At 67.0% G+C, this 16,287-nt stretch carries 17 protein-coding genes; 6 read left to right on the plus strand and 11 right to left on the minus strand.

All coding sequences use genetic code 11. The features are described from left to right. Positions 1-37 precede the first annotated feature (37 nt). The 5 genes from ACSTA4_RS25280 to ACSTA4_RS25300 form a co-directional block, all read right to left on the minus strand. Positions 38-493 (minus strand): DUF6098 family protein, encoded by a 456-nt coding sequence (locus ACSTA4_RS25280; RefSeq protein ID WP_444961278.1) that lies wholly within the window; start codon positions 491-493, stop codon positions 38-40. A gap of 466 nt (positions 494-959) precedes the next feature. Then, positions 960-2,222 (minus strand): hypothetical protein, encoded by a 1,263-nt coding sequence (locus ACSTA4_RS25285; protein WP_444961279.1) that lies wholly within the window; start codon positions 2,220-2,222, stop codon positions 960-962. Continuing rightward, the gene (locus tag ACSTA4_RS25290) at positions 2,222-4,831 is read right to left on the minus strand and encodes a TPR repeat region-containing protein (RefSeq protein WP_444961280.1); all 2,610 of its coding nucleotides are present in this window, start codon (positions 4,829-4,831) and stop codon (positions 2,222-2,224) included. Before ACSTA4_RS25290 ends, ACSTA4_RS25285 begins: the two co-directional genes overlap by 1 nt. Positions 4,832-4,870: 39 nt before the next feature. Further along, positions 4,871-5,176, minus strand: coding sequence for a hypothetical protein (locus tag ACSTA4_RS25295; RefSeq protein WP_416023484.1), 306 nt, complete (start codon positions 5,174-5,176; stop codon positions 4,871-4,873). Positions 5,177-5,418: 242 nt separating this feature from the next. Beyond that, positions 5,419-5,826 carry an ATP-binding protein gene (locus tag ACSTA4_RS25300; RefSeq protein ID WP_444964273.1) on the minus strand — a complete coding sequence of 136 codons (408 nt, stop codon included), beginning with the start codon at positions 5,824-5,826 and terminating at the stop codon, positions 5,419-5,421. On the opposite strand from ACSTA4_RS25300, the gene ACSTA4_RS25305 reads away from it, so the two are divergent. The 4 genes from ACSTA4_RS25305 to ACSTA4_RS25320 all read left to right on the plus strand — a co-directional run bounded on the left by ACSTA4_RS25305 (position 5,803) and on the right by ACSTA4_RS25320 (position 7,986). Next, positions 5,803-6,057: a Scr1 family TA system antitoxin-like transcriptional regulator gene (locus ACSTA4_RS25305; protein WP_444961281.1), complete on the plus strand. Its 255-nt coding sequence runs from the start codon at positions 5,803-5,805 to the stop codon at positions 6,055-6,057. The genes ACSTA4_RS25300 and ACSTA4_RS25305 overlap by 24 nt on opposite strands. Beyond that, positions 6,054-6,236, plus strand: coding sequence for a DUF397 domain-containing protein (locus ACSTA4_RS25310; RefSeq protein WP_061079927.1), 183 nt, complete (start codon positions 6,054-6,056; stop codon positions 6,234-6,236). The genes ACSTA4_RS25305 and ACSTA4_RS25310 overlap by 4 nt, the downstream gene beginning before the upstream one ends. 299 nt (positions 6,237-6,535) lie before the next feature. Then, entirely contained in the window at positions 6,536-7,084 is a 549-nt protein-coding gene (locus tag ACSTA4_RS25315; RefSeq protein WP_444961282.1) for a hypothetical protein, read from the plus strand. Between the two features lie 38 nt (positions 7,085-7,122). Beyond that, entirely contained in the window at positions 7,123-7,986 is an 864-nt protein-coding gene (locus ACSTA4_RS25320; RefSeq protein ID WP_444961283.1) for a hypothetical protein, read from the plus strand. A 61-nt stretch (positions 7,987-8,047) separates the two neighbouring features. On the opposite strand, the gene ACSTA4_RS25325 is transcribed toward ACSTA4_RS25320, so the two are convergent. Next, the gene (locus ACSTA4_RS25325; RefSeq protein WP_248772075.1) at positions 8,048-8,830 is read right to left on the minus strand and encodes an IclR family transcriptional regulator; all 783 of its coding nucleotides are present in this window, start codon (positions 8,828-8,830) and stop codon (positions 8,048-8,050) included. Positions 8,831-9,372: 542 nt separating this feature from the next. Between ACSTA4_RS25325 and ACSTA4_RS25330 the strand changes: the two genes are divergently transcribed. Next, positions 9,373-10,806, plus strand: a complete 1,434-nt coding sequence (locus ACSTA4_RS25330) for a GntP family permease (protein ID WP_444961284.1) — start codon at positions 9,373-9,375, stop codon at positions 10,804-10,806. A gap of 66 nt (positions 10,807-10,872) precedes the next feature. On the opposite strand, the gene tsaD is transcribed toward ACSTA4_RS25330, so the two are convergent. The 5 genes from tsaD to alr form a co-directional block, all read right to left on the minus strand. Continuing rightward, positions 10,873-11,907 (minus strand): tRNA (adenosine(37)-N6)-threonylcarbamoyltransferase complex transferase subunit TsaD, encoded by a 1,035-nt coding sequence (gene tsaD / locus ACSTA4_RS25335; RefSeq protein ID WP_248772077.1) that lies wholly within the window; start codon positions 11,905-11,907, stop codon positions 10,873-10,875. Beyond that, positions 11,900-12,334 (minus strand): ribosomal protein S18-alanine N-acetyltransferase, encoded by a 435-nt coding sequence (gene rimI / locus ACSTA4_RS25340; RefSeq protein ID WP_268742939.1) that lies wholly within the window; start codon positions 12,332-12,334, stop codon positions 11,900-11,902. The genes tsaD and rimI overlap by 8 nt, the downstream gene beginning before the upstream one ends. 38 nt (positions 12,335-12,372) lie before the next feature. Then, positions 12,373-13,050 carry a tRNA (adenosine(37)-N6)-threonylcarbamoyltransferase complex dimerization subunit type 1 TsaB gene (tsaB, locus tag ACSTA4_RS25345; RefSeq protein WP_444961285.1) on the minus strand — a complete coding sequence of 226 codons (678 nt, stop codon included), beginning with the start codon at positions 13,048-13,050 and terminating at the stop codon, positions 12,373-12,375. Between the two features lie 10 nt (positions 13,051-13,060). Further along, complete coding sequence (gene tsaE / locus ACSTA4_RS25350; RefSeq protein WP_248772079.1) at positions 13,061-13,573, minus strand: tRNA (adenosine(37)-N6)-threonylcarbamoyltransferase complex ATPase subunit type 1 TsaE; 513 nt, start codon at positions 13,571-13,573, stop codon at positions 13,061-13,063. A 163-nt stretch (positions 13,574-13,736) separates the two neighbouring features. After that, positions 13,737-14,867, minus strand: coding sequence for an alanine racemase (alr, locus tag ACSTA4_RS25355; RefSeq protein WP_444961286.1), 1,131 nt, complete (start codon positions 14,865-14,867; stop codon positions 13,737-13,739). Between the two features lie 220 nt (positions 14,868-15,087). Here alr and ACSTA4_RS25360 point away from each other — a divergent pair, with 220 nt between their 5' ends. Then, complete coding sequence (locus ACSTA4_RS25360) at positions 15,088-15,807, plus strand: DUF6069 family protein (RefSeq protein ID WP_444961287.1); 720 nt, start codon at positions 15,088-15,090, stop codon at positions 15,805-15,807. Positions 15,808-16,287 lie beyond the last annotated feature (480 nt).

Below are 16,287 nucleotides of genomic sequence, written 5' to 3' on the forward strand. Positions count from 1 at the left end.
CCCCGGGGGCCGAAACGCGCGGGAAGCGGACCGGCCGCTACGGGTCGGTCGGTTTCCTGCCCGCCTCGAAGCGCTCCCGGTACCTGCGCTGCGCCTCCTCCATCACGGCCTCGGAGAGGTAGGCGACCGGCCGCACCCCGCCCAGGAGCGGTTCGTGGTCGGGGCCGTGGGCGACGGTGTCGCCCTGGAGGACCCACCCCACCCGGTCCGGGTCGTCCTCGACCAGTGAGGCGTACTTGCGCACCTGGCGGGAGAGCCAGTCCTCCAGGGGCCGGGTCCACCAGGACTCGGGGGTGAGGACGGTGACCGAGAGCCCGGGAAGTTCGAGTTCGCTCTCGTAGTCCTTGCTCACGACGTCGCGGTCCCGCTCGGGGCCGTCCGAGTAGCGCAGGTAGAGGCGGTCGTGGCCGCGGACGAGGTCGGCCAGCTCGGACAGGCTGGTGACGGTGGGCAGGGCTGCCGGTGAGCCGTGGTGCTGAGGAGTCGCGTCCATACGGCCCGACTACCCCGCCCGCCGGGGAGGAAGCCCGGCCCGGCGTCAACACGGAGGCAAGGCCATCGACCGGCGTTCGCCCCAGTTTCCCGACCAAGACTGCGGCGCCTTCGAACAACGCCGTGCAAGGGACCAGGGACGTGGTCACACGCGGCGAGTGGCAGCGGCGGGCATTGATCAGTCCATTGGCAGACACACCGCAGGCCTTCGTCAAGCCGGTGGCGGCGGGCAGCACGGCCGTGCCGCGGCTTCCGACGACGTGGAGCCGCTCGCATAGGCGTCGTCGATATTCAAATGCCTCGCGAGTGGGTGCGGTCGTGGGCACCGCCCCAACGGTTGGCCCCGATCCCTTGCGCACGCCAGTTCACAGTCCCGACAGCGACAACAACCTAAAGCAACAGTGTTGGGGCTCCGCACCAATTCCACCGTCGATCAGCAGCGGGTCGCCAATTCCCCCTGAAGGTCGCTACTCTCCACCCAAAGAAAGAATCATCTCGTTAATCAAGGTCCTAACAGCAGACGGAGAACTCTGCTCCTCCCAGTTTCTGTAGCTGGTCGCACGCACCAACTCGCCCTGATCACGGAATTCCAAGATAGAGAAGTCTTCTATTTCCACATCGGCCTCCGGGTCTTGAACGAGCTGCCAAGCGCCCTGAACAGCTACTTGGAGTTCGATCTCCGCAGGCATACCGAAGACGACCAAGTCGGGACGGACCTCATCGTCTTCAAGAGGAACCGGGAACACCTCGCGCAGAGGCTGGTAATCAAAGACCGACGGAACTACATAATCCGCACCCGCAGCCATTCTGGCGCCATCAGCAACAAACGCGTACTCGATATCACCGTTTCGGGAAGCCAGCGCCTGACCCAGCAGATCATCCGTTGCACCGGGAACCGTAGCGCCCGACAGGTAGAACATGTCTATGTTCTCGGACTCCTCTGCATCCCACTCCTCTCTCCAGTATTCACCCCCCCTGTCTTCCTCTAGATGCACCAAAAGCTGCCGCACTCCACCATCGTCTGCAAGGCAGTTCAAAGAGGCAATAAATCCTACAGGGGCGGGCATCACATCCAATCCGACAGATGAATCAAACCGCCCGGTCGCACAGAGAGAACTAACGTTTCCCTCCCAGGACAGCTCTCCAGAATCAAGTTCATATGATTCCATGGACATGTCTTCGCCTTCGACAGAGATCCTCATAAAATATTCATCAGAAAAGTAATAGTCCCCATCCTGCCCTCCTCCCATCAGAGAATCTGCAGAATGCTCATACAAACTGTCTCCGTTTGATGACCGCAATCCCACAACACTGACACTCCCCCAGGGAAGCATTCCATCCCCGAAAAGGACATGGATTCTCTTTCCCGAAGGAGAAACGAATACCTGCCTGACTTCCCCCCTTCTCTCATAGCTCCACATCTCGCGCCAGTCGGGCCCGCCAACTGAAACCAAACGGTCTCTGAGGACTAGCACAGCGCCATCCGCGGTCGCAATAATATCGTTTACCTCATCTCCCTCGTATTCCGAAAAATCATCTCTCGCTCGTTTCATGTCTTCAGAAGAGAGCACATGACTTTCGACATCAGGATCAGAAGAGTACTCCACTCCAGGCGAGAAAGAGAAATACAAGGAGCCAGCGATCAGAAGAGCCGCAGCGATGAAAATCGAGGCGTATACATATTTCCTCCTCGAGGAAACGGAATTAACAATAGACATGCCTGGCAACATCAATCCTTAGGGTTTTCTTTGCGCGCTTCAGCAACCTCTTCGGCAGCTCGAAAAAGGTCACTGAGACTCTCATGGTGAGATCCATATCCGTCCTGGAAGTCCTCTATGGTTGACTCCACGTCGTCACCAAACGGATTGATCCGAACACCGCTCCCATTGAAGTCTTCGATCGGAGCGTCTCCCTTCTCCAATGCATAGAGCAACCTTTCCATCAGTCTGTCATTAGCCGGTGCACCTTCCCCCCAGACTCCGGGATCCCGAGGAAGGCCTTCGCCGTTACTTGTCGGATCGTTCAGATCCGAAGGCAGTGAATCCTCAGAAATGAACCCGTTTTCTACGGCGTAGTTCAACGCCTGCAATCTAAGCATTCGAGACAATTCTGCATCGTTCTCAAACATCCACTCCGCAGAGGAGCCATCAGAGTAATTGTCATTAATCTGCTCTTCTGCCTGTTCAACGAATGAACTCTTAACATCCTCCTTGGCAAGTTCCATAACGATATTGACAATCGTTCCAGGTAGCCCGTGTTCGCCAGCACCTGCTATATCAGTAGCAGCAATTTTTGCTACTTCATAACCCGTCATCCACTTCTGGGCGAGTTCAGCTCTCGCTTCACTCTCTGTTGCTCCACGATCATGAAGCTCCTGAACAATGGCCTCACTCACCAAATTTCTCAGCATCCCCGCACGCTGTCCCAGATCCTTAGCTTCGCTTCCGGTGTCTCCTTCAATGCCATCCAATTCATATTGCCAATCACCGGATCCCGTTAGAGCAAATCCAATGAGCTCCGTCTCATAGGAACTTGTTGCAGCAAGGATATTTGGGGCGAGCTCGTCGTTTGCAAGAAGAATTTGCAGGAAGTCTCTTTTTGTATCCTGGGATAGGAACAGTGCGATGTCATCGTTTTCATGGAGAGGGTTTCGATCAAGGTCGTCGACTGACATTAGACCCCACCGATCCTCAACACTCCCTCCCTGGGGATCAGGGAACATCGCGAAATCGTCAATGTTCACAATGTACACATTATTCAGACTTGCCGCAAGGTAGTTATTGTACTCCGTGAACGCCGCATCGACATTCCCATTGACTTCGTTTCCGGTCCCCTGAAGCTGAGTCCGAAGAGGTTCGTCCGTCATAGTTGATATAAGTTCGAAGGCTGCTCGCGTTGCCATCCTGTCTTCTGTGGTATCACCACTCATCTCATAGTCAACGATCCAATCAGTGAGTCCGGTTATTGATTTCCCACCGTCCTCCCACTCGTAAGTATAGAGAGAATTAATAATTTCATCCAAGCCGACTTCTCCGTAGATCGGGTGTTCAAAAACATCCGATCCCGGCCCGGGCGTTTCTCCCACAAGAACCGTGTAATTAGCGTCTTCGTTTCTCATGGCCACTTCAAGTAGCTGCCCGATTGAAACTTCCGAAGTTTCTACAGCGGCGGAGAGCTCGAGCGACTCACCCGCTTGCCCTATGACGTGGCCGAACGTTGTGGTCACTGTCGCAGAAAACTCCACTCCTCCTTGAACACCATCTCCCGTACTTCCAAGAAGCTCCGCCAAAGTTTCTACATCCGCAGTCCACTCTGCCAGCCCTTGCGAATCATCGTTAGTTCCATTGAAATCACTGGGCATTGGGCCTTCGACTACATCCTGCAAACTTTCAGGAAGGCTCTCATAGGAACCACCGATCTCTTCATTTGTTGATGCAAGGAGTGCGCCACCCAAAAGTTCGGAAATTCTTTCCTTCTGGTCGCCCGTCAACCAGTCGCTTTCGTTGATGCTTCTGATCGTACTAAGGTATTCCCCGTCGATCTCTTCGGTTCGCGTAAAGGTAGACTCAGAGCCCGCTATATCCAACTCACCGTTCAATGCTTCGAGGAAAGCGAGCTCTTCTTCCGTAAGCTGCTCACCGTCTTCCTGTTTCCGGGCCGCCAGTGCGACCATGGCAGCGATGATAGAAAGCTGCTCTTCAAGGAATTCTTCGTTCTCTAGACCCCCATTCAGCGCAGCGTTTTTGATCGCCCATGCGACGTTTTCACCAGCGCTCCCATCAAAATAGAAATAGTCAACGTCGCTAGTGGTGTAGTAGGCAATATTTTCTCCGAGGTGCCCTGCTTCGATAAGCTCCTTGATATTATCTGGAGTGGGCCCTTCCCTGAGGCGTTCCTCAGTGGCCTCGCACCGGGTCTCCAGTTTCTCCCAGGCTTCTGTTGCCATCTCGTTGTGGCTCACAACGATAGCGTTACGCAGGCTGGCATTCTCTGTCTCATCTCCCGTAGAGGGAGAGGAACCCAATGCGGTCGCCAGATCAGCTTTGATCTCCTCGATCCTGTTCTCGTACCACTCAACGTCCGTGATGACCTTCTGGACCATGCCGTAGGCGTGGTAGCACGCCATCATGGCACTGCTCCATGCTTCCTGGTTCTCGGCGGCGACGCTTTTGAGCCCCTCGCCGACCAAGCCTTCGAAGTGCGTGGCGACGGGTTCCGTGATGGTGCTGAACTCTCCGGAACGGCCACTTATCTTGGCGTGAAGCTCCTGAAATGTTTCGGCTTGGGACTGAAGGGTCCCGGTGTCGATCTCACACTCGGTGTAGCTGAGGGAAGCCACGTCTTTTACTCCAGGGGATCGGGGGAACTAAGGCCGCTGTCAGATGTTGGGAGGGAACTGTTCGGCCGACTCCTGGTCGGTTCTGGCGCCTTCTTCGGCACCTCCCTGGATGTTCCCGGCGATGGCATCCGCGTGGCGCTTGACGTCCTCCATGTGCTCCACATGGTCATCGCCGAAGGCGCTCCATCCCTTGACACCGGGTTCCGGGTTCATCGCGCTCTGGACGGCTTGGACGGCTTCGTCGAACTCCGTGGGAAGGTCCTTCAGGAGAGCTGCGGCCTGCTCTGCGGCCACACCTCCGGCATGGGCGTCCTCGGGATTGACCCCTGCCGTGTTGGATGGCATGACGTTCCACCTACTTCATCGCGCTGGCTCGGGATGCGTGGCCAGAAGGGGGATAGTGGGAGGTAATGGACTGATTACCCCGCCGACGATACCGAGGCTTGGAGACAGCGCTGATCAGTAGACCCCCACCAGCTGCGGCAATGTTCCTTCCGTGTCCGAATGTGGTCAGGTCGCGGAGGAGTCCTTACACAGCAAGAGGGCAGGCCACTGACTCTCGCGACCCGCCCCTTGAAGGACGCCTTTCACTCGGCGGCGCGCTGGGCGGGGACCGCCACCTCGGGCGTCTCCGTCCCAAGAGCACCCGGGCCACGAGCCGGAACCCCGGGGCCACGCGCGGGGAGCCCCGGCTGCCGTCCCGGCTCCGCCGGGGACGCGCTCCCGCGCGGGTCGACCACCGCCCAGACGGTGATCGGGTGTCCCGGCCGCCCGAACCACCCCCAGGCCGTGGCCAGGCGGTCTACCAGGCGCAGGCCGAAGCCGGTACCGACCTCCGGGACGGTGGGCTGCCTGCCCGGCAGGGCCCCGTCGTCGGTCACCGCGAGCCAGAACACGCCCCGATAGCCCTCCATCTCCATGCGCACGCGACCGCACGAGCTCCCCGAGGCCGTGTGCCTCAGAGCGTTCGTGTGGAGTTCGGACAGAACCGTCAGGAGGGGATGGGCCCGGTGGTAGTCGAGCTTGCTGCCGTTCCAACATCTCCTCGCCCCCCGCCGGAACGGGAGCTCGTCTACGCGGAGTCGGCCTACAAGGGCCAGTTCGTCCACGATCCCGACGCCGTGGGAGAGTTCAAACTGAGGTTCCACCGCCTGCAAGCAGCAGCGATGCCACCAAGCCGGTCGCTGCGGCTGGTCGAAGAGACGATTGAGGGTTTTCCGCCATGAGTGACGTCCAGTGGCACAAGAGCAGCTACAGCGGAGCATCTCACCAGAACTGTGTGGAGGTCGCCGAGGGCTCCGAGCACACCCTGGTCCGCGACACCCAGCACCGCGACCACGGCCACCTCGCCTTCGGGAGCCCCGCCTGGTCCGGCTTCCTCGCCTCCGTCAAGGGCGACCGCTGACCGCATCACACCGGCCCCTGTCCCGAGCTTCCGGGACAGGGGCCTTTTTGTGCTCCATGCCCGGATAGAACCTTTTTTCTTTTTGGCGAGTAAAGTCCTCGCGGGGCTTCTGAACTGCAATGACGATCAACCTGCGGCTTCCTCGAACATTACTTCGCCGTAGTTTCGCCAAGCACTCCCGCGATGCCTTACCCTTTTCCCGAACACACAACTGAAAGCACGAATGACCCCGCGACGGTTATCTCCGCCCGGGGCCTTGGCCAGCAACATCCATACCTTTAGACACAAGGATTGCCAGCATGCGCCAGTTTAGCGCTGCCCTTCTCAGCCGTGCCCTCGGCCCGCTGATCGCCTTCTTCTCCGCACCGTGCGGACGCCACTCCACGGTGGCCGGTCGCCGCCGCCGTTCCACCCGCGTCCAGCGCTACGTCCCCGCCCCTCCCCCGGCCCCGCTTCCGCCTCCCCGCCTGGCACTGCCCGGACAGACCGTTCCGGCCGAGGACATCGCCCTGGTCAGGCCCTACTTCGCCGCCCACGAACTTCTGAGCGCACGCGTATCCACGGTCCGGATCCCAGCGCCCCGCAGCGCCGAACCCGTTTCCGAGGCGGACGAGGTCCAACGCGCGTTCGCCCTCGTCCAGGAACGCGCCGCCGCGCTTGTCCAGCAGTGGCGGGACGACCCCGGCGGCGACCTGCTCGGCGAACCCGCGCCCCGCTTCGGCGTCGTCCGGCCCGCCGAGCCCACCCGCACCCGGCCAGCCCGACCCGCCCGCTCCGCCGAGTGGGCCGAACTCGCCTCCCTCGTCCGCACCTGGCACGACCAGCAGCGCCAGGCCGCACCCGCGTGACCTCATTCCCCGCCCCTACGACAACAACAAGGAACGCCGTGCCCAGCGAAGAACACGAGATACCCCTGAAGATCATTCGGAACGCACCGGAGGTGGTCATCCCCCTGCTCCGTGACGCGGTGGGCTTCGAACTGCCCGAGTACACCGAGGCCTCGATGACCTCCTCCGAGTGCACCGACAGCAAACCGCGCGTCTACACCAGCGACGGCGCCGTGGTGCTGCGCAACGGCACCGAGAAGGTCCTGGCCGTGGTCGTGGAGCGCCAGCACAAGCAGGAACAGGACAAGTTCTGGACCTGGCCGGTCTATCACGCCACTGTCCGAGCCCAGGTCAAGTGCCCGACAGTGCTGTTGGCGCTGTGCCCCACCGACGCACTCGCCCGGTACTACACCGGTCCGATCCACACCGGGTACCCGGGCGACCACCTCACGCCTCTCGTGGTGGGACCGTCCAACACTCCGGTGGTCGCTGACCCGGAGCAGGCGCGGAGTATGCCCGAACTGGCGGTGCTGTCGGCCAAGGCGCACGGTGACCACGATCTGCGCACGCTGGACGCGGTGATGGAGGCGCTGAACGCCGTGTCCTCCGACCACCGCGCGTTCTACTATGACTACGTACTGGCCGGGCGCTCCGACGAGGCCCGGAAATACCTGGAGGACCTGATGTCCGTGGGAACCTACAACTGGCAGAGCGACTTCGCCCGCGAGTACGTCGACATCGGCCGCGAGGAAGGCCGCGAGGAGGGCGTCGCGCGCAGCGTGATCCTCTTCCTCTCCTCCCGGGGCTTCGAGGTCTCCGATGAGATCCGCCAGCGGATCGAATCCTGTGACGACCTCGCCACCCTCGAAGGCTGGGCCAGCAAGGCCGCCAAGGTGAACAGCCCCGAGGAACTCTTCGGCTGAGGCCGGGCACCATGACCACGTGTGGGGGTGGAAGGCTTCGACCTCCCACCTCCCACACGCCTCATCCCAGGGTCGGGGGCCAGTAGCGCTCCAGGATCGCCCGCGCCTCCATCAGGGCCTCCAGCACGGCCGCGGCCACCTCATCGGTGTACCGGGGCGTCGGGACCGAACAGCTCAGGGCGTCCACGGCCGGGTGGTCGTAGCGCAGGGACACCGCCACGCACCGCAGGCCCACGACGTTCTCCCCGTCGTCGGTGGAGTAGCCGCGCTCGCGGATGCGCGCCAGATCCTCCAGGAGCGCGTCCACGTCGGTGATCGTCTCGTCGGTGAGCGCCTCCAGCTTCGCGGGCAGCAGGTCGCGCACCTGCCCGTCCTCCCGCTCGGCGAGCAGGGCCTTGCCCAGGGCGGTGCTGTGCGCGGGCAGCCGTCGGCCCACCCGGCTGAAGGGGCGCAGGTAGTGCCGTGACTCCTGGGTGGCCAGGTAGACGACGTCGCCGCCGTCGAGGCGGGCCAGGTGGACGGTCTCGCCCAGCTTCTCGGCGAGGGAGTCCAGGTGGCCGCGCGCCTGGGCCACGCGGGCGTCGGAGTCGATGTAGCCGGTCCCGGTGAAGAGCGCGCGGATGCCCAGCGCGTAGAGGGCTCCGGTGGGGTCGGAGCGCACCCAGCCCCGGTTCACGAGCGTCTGCACCAGCGCGTACAGGCTGCTGCGTGGGATGCCCATCTCCTCCGAGAGGGTGCGCAGGGTGACCGGGTCCCGGTAGCGCGCCAGGATCTCCAGGAGTTCGACGGTGCGCGCCGCCGACTTGACCTCTCGGACACCGCCGTGACCTTCCGCGGCCGACACTCGACCGCCTCCTTCCTGCTGCGTGCGGGCCGGGTCGGCCCCCCGGCCGCGGACGGCCCGCCGGGGGCGAGCGAGGACGTCCGCCTCGGGGTCCTCAGTGTAGAACGCGGTCCTCCCGAACATCGCCCCGCGCGTCCCGGGGCACGTGGCCGACCCCTTGCGCCACAGGGGTTTCCGTCGTTCGCGCCCCTGCCCTCCCCCGCGCCCGCACCCGCCGCGCCACACGCACTGTTGCCCGTTTCATCATGCTCTGTGCCCTGCGTCCCAAGTTGACGTGATGTGTCCCCCAAAATAACCTGCGGCTACAGACAGAGATGACGTCTACGTATGGAGACGATATGAGCGCAGTCGGGACCGATCCTGTTCTCCCCGGGGGGCACGCCCCCGCCGCCCGTCCGGCGCACCACTAACCCTCCCCGGGTTCGCCGGAGCGGCCCCCGCCCCGGCGAACCACCTCCGCCACCGGACTCCCCCTCCGGTGCCGCGGCCCCCGGGCGTCCCGCCGCGGCGGAGCGCCCGCACCTTCCGAGACAAGGCCTCCCATGCTCTCCACCACCCACCCCTCCGCCCCCGGGGCGTTCCTCTCCGCGAGCGAAGCCCCCGCGGCGGCCTGGTCCCTCCCGCCGTGGGCCCTCATCCTCACCGTCGCGCTCGGCGTGGTCCTGCTGCTCGTGCTGGTCCTGCGGGCCAAACTCCACGCCTTCGTCTCGCTGCTCCTGGTGAGCGCGGCCGTCGCGTTCGCCGCGGGCCTGCCCCTCAGCAGCATCCCGGGCCTGCTCGAAGCCGGGATGGGCGACACGCTCGGCGGCATCGCCATCATTGTCGCCCTCGGCGCGATGCTTGGCCGCATGATGCAGGAGACAGGCGCCGCCCAGCTCCTGTCACAGCGCCTGCTCGCCCTCTTCGGCGAGGGTCGCGCCCCGCTCGCCATGGGGCTGACCGCGCTGCTCCTGGGCATCCCCGTCTTCTTCGACGTGGGCTTCATCATCATGGTCCCGCTGCTGTACGCGGTCGCCGCCCGGTCGGGCCGGTCGCTGATCAGCGTCGCGCTGCCCGCGGCGGGCGGCCTGGCCATCATGCACGCGGTCCTGCCGCCCCACCCCGGCCCCGTGGCCGCGGCCGAACTGCTCGGCGGACACCTGGGCTGGATCGCCTTCATGGGCCTGGTCTGCGGCCTGCCCGCCTGGTACCTGGGCGCCTACGTGTTCGGCAAGTGGCTGGGCGACCGCAACTTCGTCCCCGTCCCCGCTTCCTTCCGGGAGGAGGGCGACGGGCTGAGCGAGGTTCCCGAGAACGCGCCACCGCTGTCGCTGACCCTGGGCGTGGTCATCCTGCCGGTGGCCCTCATCCTGCTCAACACCTTCTCCCCGCTGGTGCTGCCCGAGGGGCCGGTGCTGGAGGCCCTGCTCTTCGTCGGCAACCCCGTCACCGCGCTGACGATCGCCACCCTGCTGTCCTTCTGGCTGCTGGGCCTGCGCGGGGGCATGACGCGCGAGCGGGTGGAGAAGGCCGCCTCCGCGTCGCTGGGCCCGACCGCCCTGGTCCTGCTCGTCACCGGTGCGGGCGGGGTCTTCGGCGAGGTGCTGGAGGCGACGGGCGCGGGCGAGGCCGTGGCGGGGATCCTGTCCGCCACGGCCCTGCCCGCCATCGTGCTGGCGTTCGTCATCGCCACGATCATGCGCGTGGCCCTGGGGTCCAAGACGGTCGCGATCGTCACCACCGCACCGATCGTGGCCCCGCTCATCGCGGAGGCCGGGATGTCGCAGCCCGAGATCGCGCTCGTGGTCATCGCGATCGCGGCGGGCGGGACGGTGCTCTCGCACGTCAACGACTCCGGCTTCTGGCTGATGAACCGCTACCTGGACATCGACATCAAGACCACGCTCAAGAGCTGGACCGTGATGGAGACCCTCATGGGGTCCATCGCGTTCCTGATCGCCGCCGCCATCAGCGCGGGCCTGGCCCTGGCCGGGTGAGGGACGACAACGCGACCGCCCCGGCCCGCGGGAAGCGTCCGCGGGCCGGGGCGGTCGCGTGTCGGGCTACACCGCCAGCGGCGAGCTGACCGGCAGGGAGGTGTCCGTGGCCAGGTCCAGCGCGGACGCGGGCAGGCCCGCCGCCACGACCTCGGCGCCGAGGGCGGCGATCATCGCGCCGTTGTCGGTGCACAGGCGCGGGCGCGGGACGCGCAGTTCGACGCCCGCCTCCCGGCAGCGCTGCTCGGCCAGCGCGCGCAGCGCCGAGTTCGCCGCCACGCCCCCGCTGATGACCAGCGTGCTCACGCCGTGCTCCACGCAGGCGTCCACGGCCTTGCGGGTGAGCACGTCCACCACCGACTCCTGGAAGGCGGCGGCGATGTCGGCGACCACCAGGGGCTCGCCCCGGCGGTCGGTGTCCTCCACGTGGCGGGCCACGGCGGTCTTCAGGCCCGAGAACGAGAAGTCGTAGGTGCCGTCGCCCCACTTGCCGCGCGGGAAGCGGATCGCCTTGGGGTCGCCCCGCTGCGCCGCCTTGTCGATGGGCGGACCGCCCGGGTAGGGCAGATCGAGCAGGCGGGCCACCTTGTCGTAGGCCTCGCCGGCGGCGTCGTCCACGGTGTCGCCGAGCGAGACCACCTCGGTGGCCAGGTCGTTGACCAGCAGCAGCGAGGTGTGGCCGCCCGACACCAGCAGGGCGATCGAGGGCTTGGGCAGCGGGCCGTGCTCCAGTTGGTCCACGGCCACGTGGCCCACCAGGTGGTTCACGCCGTAGAGCGGCTTGCCCAGGGCCATCGCGTACGCCTTGGCGGCGGACACGCCCACGAGCAGGGCGCCCGCCAGTCCCGGGCCCGCGGTGACGGCGACGGCGTCCACGTCCGACAGCTTGGCCCCGGCCTGGTCCAGCGCCCGGTGCACGGTCGGGGTCATCGCCTCCAGGTGCGCGCGGCTGGCCACCTCGGGCACCACGCCGCCGAACCGGACGTGCTGGTCCACGCTGGAGGCCACGGCGTCGCCGAGCAGCTCGCAGCCGCGCACCAGGGCCACGCCGGTCTCGTCGCAGGACGTCTCGATCCCCATGACCAGCGGCAGGTCACTCATGGTTCCCCTCCTCGGCGACGCGCCGCATGACGAGCGCGTCCGCCCCGTTGTAGTAGCCGCGCCGCACACCGATCTGCACGAAGCCGAACCGGCCGTAGAGCCTCTGCGCGCGCGGGTTGTCCGAGCGCACCTCCAGGAACACGTGGGTGACGCCGCGCCGCGCCGCCTCGGTGAGGAGTTCGGTGAGCAGCGCGCTGCCCACGCCCCGGCCCCAGACCTGCTCGGACACGGCCATGGTCTGCACGTCGCCCTCGGGCGGGACGGCGCGCAGCCCCGCGTAGCCGACGACGGCGTCCCCGGACACCGCGACCAGGTAGTGGCGCGTGGGCTCGGCCAGCTCATCCCTGAGCATGCCCTCGCTCCAGGCGTCGAGGGGGAACAGGGCGTGTTCGAGGTCCATGACGGCCGCGACGTCGTCGGGGGTCATCGCGCGCAGGCTCACGCCGGTCAGACCCGGCGACGGGGTCACTTCACCCACTGGCGCACCTTCTTCGGAGCACCGGGCTCCACCGCGTCCGGGCGGCGCAGGTAGAGGGGGTTGGGCGCGGGCAGCTCCTCGCCGCGGCCCAGGCGCAGCAGGGCCAGCTCCGCCATGGCGGCGGCGTCCGGGTGCAGCGGGTCCGGCGAGGCCGAACCGGCCCCGAGCACGTCGGCGTACATGCGGGCGCCGTCGCCGACCAGCGCGAGCCCGCCGGTGTCCACCTCGGCGGGGCGGTCGACGCGCACCTCGCCCACGCGGGTGAGCCGGTCGTCGTAGCGGGCCCAGAACACCTCCTTGCGGCGGGCGTCGGTCATCGCGACGAAGGGCTCGGTCCGGCCGGTGGCGAAGGCCAGCGCGTCCAGGGTGGTGACGCCGTGGCAGGGGACGCCGAGGGCGTCGGACAGGGCGTGCGCGGTGGCCAGCCCGACCCGCAGGCCGGTGTAGGGCCCGGGGCCGATGCCGACGGCGATGTGGTCGAGGTCGGCCAGGACGATCCCGGCCTCCTCGGTGAGCCGGGCGATCGTGGGGCCGAGCAGTTCGCCGTGGCGGCGGGCGTCCACGGAACCGGCGCTGGCGCGCAGCGTGAAGGAGCCGTCGGCGCCGGTCTCGCCGATGGCGGCGGTGACCGCCGGGGTGGCGGTGTCGAAGGCCAGGAGGAGCACGGGTGACCGCCTATCGGGGCCCGGCGGCGGTGCCGGGCAGGTCGGCGCCGGCCCACCGGGCGCCGACGGCGCGCAGGTGGACGGAGCGGGTGTCGTCGGGGTGGCGTTCGATGCGGATCTCCAACCGGTCGTCGGAGAGCCCCTCTGCCACGCCCTCGCCCCACTCCACCACGGTGACGGAGTCGGGGAGGGTCATGTCCAGGTCGATGTCGTCGATCTCGCCGGGCCCGCCGAGCCGGTAGGCGTCCACGTGGACGAGGTCGGGGCCTCCGGTCAGGGAGGGGTGGATCCGGGAGATGACGAAGGTCGGGGAGGTCACCGATCCGCGCACGCCCAGGCCCTCGCCCAGGCCCTGGGTGAGGGTGGTCTTCCCCGCGCCGAGCGGCCCGGACAGGATCAGCACGTCGCCGGGTCGGGCGAGGGCGGCGAGGTCGCGGCCGAGAGTGCGCATGGCGTCGTCGGTGGCCGCGGTGACCTCGCGGACGGTGGCCGCACCTGGAGTGGTTGCTGTCGCGTCTGTCATCAGATTCGCTGCTCGTGGTCTGGGTGGATGGTGGATCGCGGCGCGCCGGGTCAGGGCGTGTGCGGGCGGGGCCGGATGGAGCGCGCCCCCTTCCACCCAGGTTAGGCCGGATGGAGGAGGTCTGTGACCGGATCGCGATGACCGGTCAGACTCCCGCCGCCGCTCAGGCCTCCCCGCCGACGTACTCGCGCGGGACCCGGGGCCCCACCCGGGTGACGATCTCGTACGGGATGGTGTCCAGGATGCGGGCCCAGTCCTCGGCGGTCGGGGTGTCCGGGTGGTCCCCGGGGTCGCCGAAGAGCACCGCGTACTCGCCGGCCTCCACGGCGTCGTCGCCGACATCCACAACGAACTGGTCCATGCAGACTGTTCCCGCGATGGCGCGGCGGCGTCCGCCCAGGAGGACGGGCCCCCGGTTGGTGGCGGCGCGGGGGACCCCGTCGGCGTAGCCCAGCGGCACCAGGGCCAGGGTGGTCTCCCTGTCGGTCACGTAGCGGTGGCCGTAGGAGACGCCGCTGCCCTCGGGGACGCGCTTGGTGAGGGCGAGCCGGGAGCGCAGCGTCATCGCGGGCCGCAGCCCGGTCCCCGTGAGGCCGGGGATCGGGGACAGGCCGTAGCTGGCGATCCCGCCCCGGACGAGGTCGAAGCGGGCCTCGGGGAGGGTGAGCAGCGCGGCCGAGTTGGCGATGTGCCGGACCTCGGGGGTCAGGCCGACCTTGTCCGCGGTCTCCAGGGCCTCGTGGAAGCGGGAGAGCTGGAGCGCGACGGAGGGGTGGCCCGGCTCGTCGGCGCAGGCGAAGTGCGACCACACGCCGGTGACGCGCAGGTGCCCCTCGTCCTCGGCGCGGGCGGCGGCCTCGGTCAGGGCGCCCCAGTCGGCGGGGCCCGCGCCGCCGCGGTTGAGGCCGGTGTCGGCCTTGAGCTGCACGCGGGCGGTGCGGCCGAGGCGGCGGGCCTCGGCGATCACGGTGTCCAGGACCGCGCGGTCGCTCACCCCGAGGTCGACGTCGGCCTCGACGGCCTCCGCGACCGGCTCGCCGGGCGGGATGATCCAGGCCAGGACGGGCAGGGTCAGTCCGGCGCGGCGCAGTCGGAGGGCCTCGCCGATGAAGGCCGTGCCCAGCCAGGTCGCGCCGCCCGCGATCAGGGCGCGGGCGGCCGGGAGCATGCCGTGCCCGTAGCCGTCGGCCTTGACCACACCCATGAGCGGGGTGCCCCCTGCGGACTCGCGGAGCACCCGCGCGTTGTGGGAGATCGCGTCGAGGTCGACGCGAGCGTGCGCGAAGTGAGACATGTACTCCAGTGTTCCACGTACGCGGGACCGGAGCGGAGCGGCGCCGGAGCACGCCCGGGGAGGGGCCCCGACACGCCGGGGAGGGCGTGACCGTTTTCCCCGGCGCCCCAGGGCGTCCCGCGTGACCAGGCACGACGCGGGTTTTCTCGGTCACCCGTAGTACATGGGTGCATGCGGGGTAGGGGATCGGCCCAGAGGCACAGTATCTGGGGGTACTGGCATGACCGAGATAGGTAGCGAACGACCCGTCAACACCACGAGGCTGTGGTACGGAGGGATGGCCACCGCCGTGGTGGCGGCGCTGGTGATCTTCGCGGGCGCCCTGGTGTTCCGTGGGGTGTTCGGAGTTCCGGTGCTCGCACCGGAGGACGCGGGGACGCTGGGCGACGCGAGCACGGTGGTCTACGCGCTGATGGCCGCCGTGGCGGCGCTGCTGGCCACGGGGCTGATGCACATGCTGCTGCTCAGCGCCCCGCGGGCGATGAAGTTCTTCGGGTGGATCCTGGGGCTGGTCACGGCGATTGCGGCCGTCGCCCCGTTCAGCGAGCCCGTGGACACGTCGAGCCAGGTCAGCACGTCCGTGATCAACCTGGTCACGGGCATCGCGATCATCACCCTGCTGCGGAGCGTGGGGCGCGCCTCCACGCTGAGCGGCCGGACCCCGGGCAACGCCCGGACGGCGTACACGACGCACGAGGCGACCGTGAGGCCGGTCGGGGAACCCGAGCCGGAGCCCAGGGACGAGACGCAGGCCGTGGATCCCAGGGAGCCCGTGCAGGGCGAGGAGCCCGCCTTGCGGCACGAGGGCATCCTGCCCGACGTGAAGCAGGGCGAGTACCGCAGGAAGCAGGTCCGCGCCCAGGAGATGGACGCGGAGGCGGAGGAGGCCAGGCGGGACCGGCACGGCCGCCAGGCTCCGGGAGACCAGCACGCCGGGTGACCGGTACGCCGGGCGGCCGACGCACCGTCGGGCCGACCGGCCGTACGGCCCCGGCGAGCGACCGGACCGGGTGACCCGTGACCCCGGGAACCAGAGCGGCGCTCCCTGACCCGAGGCGCACGAGGGGGCGGAGCCGAGCGGCTCCGCCCCCTTCCGCTTGCCCGGGGCCCGGGCGGAGGCGTGCCCGGCAGAGGGCGGGAGTCGACGCGACGAAGCACCGCCAAGCGGGCCACATGAGCGCAGCCGACCCGAAAACGTCACCCGATCCGCATAACTCCTCATCCTCCCTTTTGCGACAAATAAGAAAAACAATTTCCATCGGGACGGAGCAGGAGCGCACGAAAGAAAACACCGGTAAAAACGGCGGCAGGTGTTTCGGGGCGCGCACACACGGGAAAAAACAAAGCACAGGAAAGGCGAGGAAAAAGAAAAGGGAACCGCCGAAACCGCCCTCCGGAGGCGCCGCGCCCGCCCGCGCGC

It is taken from the genome of Nocardiopsis sp. M1B1 (genome assembly GCF_052466615.1).

Bases quoted from the DNA above. Each gene is read 5' to 3' on its own strand.
- alr (WP_444961286.1), bottom strand. From the start codon at position 14,867: ATGTCTCACTTCGCGCACGCTCGCGTCGACCTCGACGCGATCTCCCAC.
- ACSTA4_RS25285 (WP_444961279.1), bottom strand. From the start codon at position 2,222: ATGTTGCCAGGCATGTCTATTGTTAATTCCGTTTCCTCGAGGAGGAAA.
- tsaD (WP_248772077.1), bottom strand. From the start codon at position 11,907: ATGAGTGACCTGCCGCTGGTCATGGGGATCGAGACGTCCTGCGACGAG.
- ACSTA4_RS25295 (WP_416023484.1), bottom strand. From the start codon at position 5,176: ATGCCATCCAACACGGCAGGGGTCAATCCCGAGGACGCCCATGCCGGA.
- ACSTA4_RS25310 (WP_061079927.1), top strand. From the start codon at position 6,054: ATGAGTGACGTCCAGTGGCACAAGAGCAGCTACAGCGGAGCATCTCAC.
- tsaE (WP_248772079.1), bottom strand. From the start codon at position 13,573: ATGACAGACGCGACAGCAACCACTCCAGGTGCGGCCACCGTCCGCGAG.
- ACSTA4_RS25280 (WP_444961278.1), bottom strand. From the start codon at position 493: ATGGACGCGACTCCTCAGCACCACGGCTCACCGGCAGCCCTGCCCACC.
- ACSTA4_RS25360 (WP_444961287.1), top strand. From the start codon at position 15,088: ATGACCGAGATAGGTAGCGAACGACCCGTCAACACCACGAGGCTGTGG.
- ACSTA4_RS25330 (WP_444961284.1), top strand. From the start codon at position 9,373: ATGCTCTCCACCACCCACCCCTCCGCCCCCGGGGCGTTCCTCTCCGCG.
- ACSTA4_RS25315 (WP_444961282.1), top strand. From the start codon at position 6,536: ATGCGCCAGTTTAGCGCTGCCCTTCTCAGCCGTGCCCTCGGCCCGCTG.
- rimI (WP_268742939.1), bottom strand. From the start codon at position 12,334: ATGACCCCCGACGACGTCGCGGCCGTCATGGACCTCGAACACGCCCTG.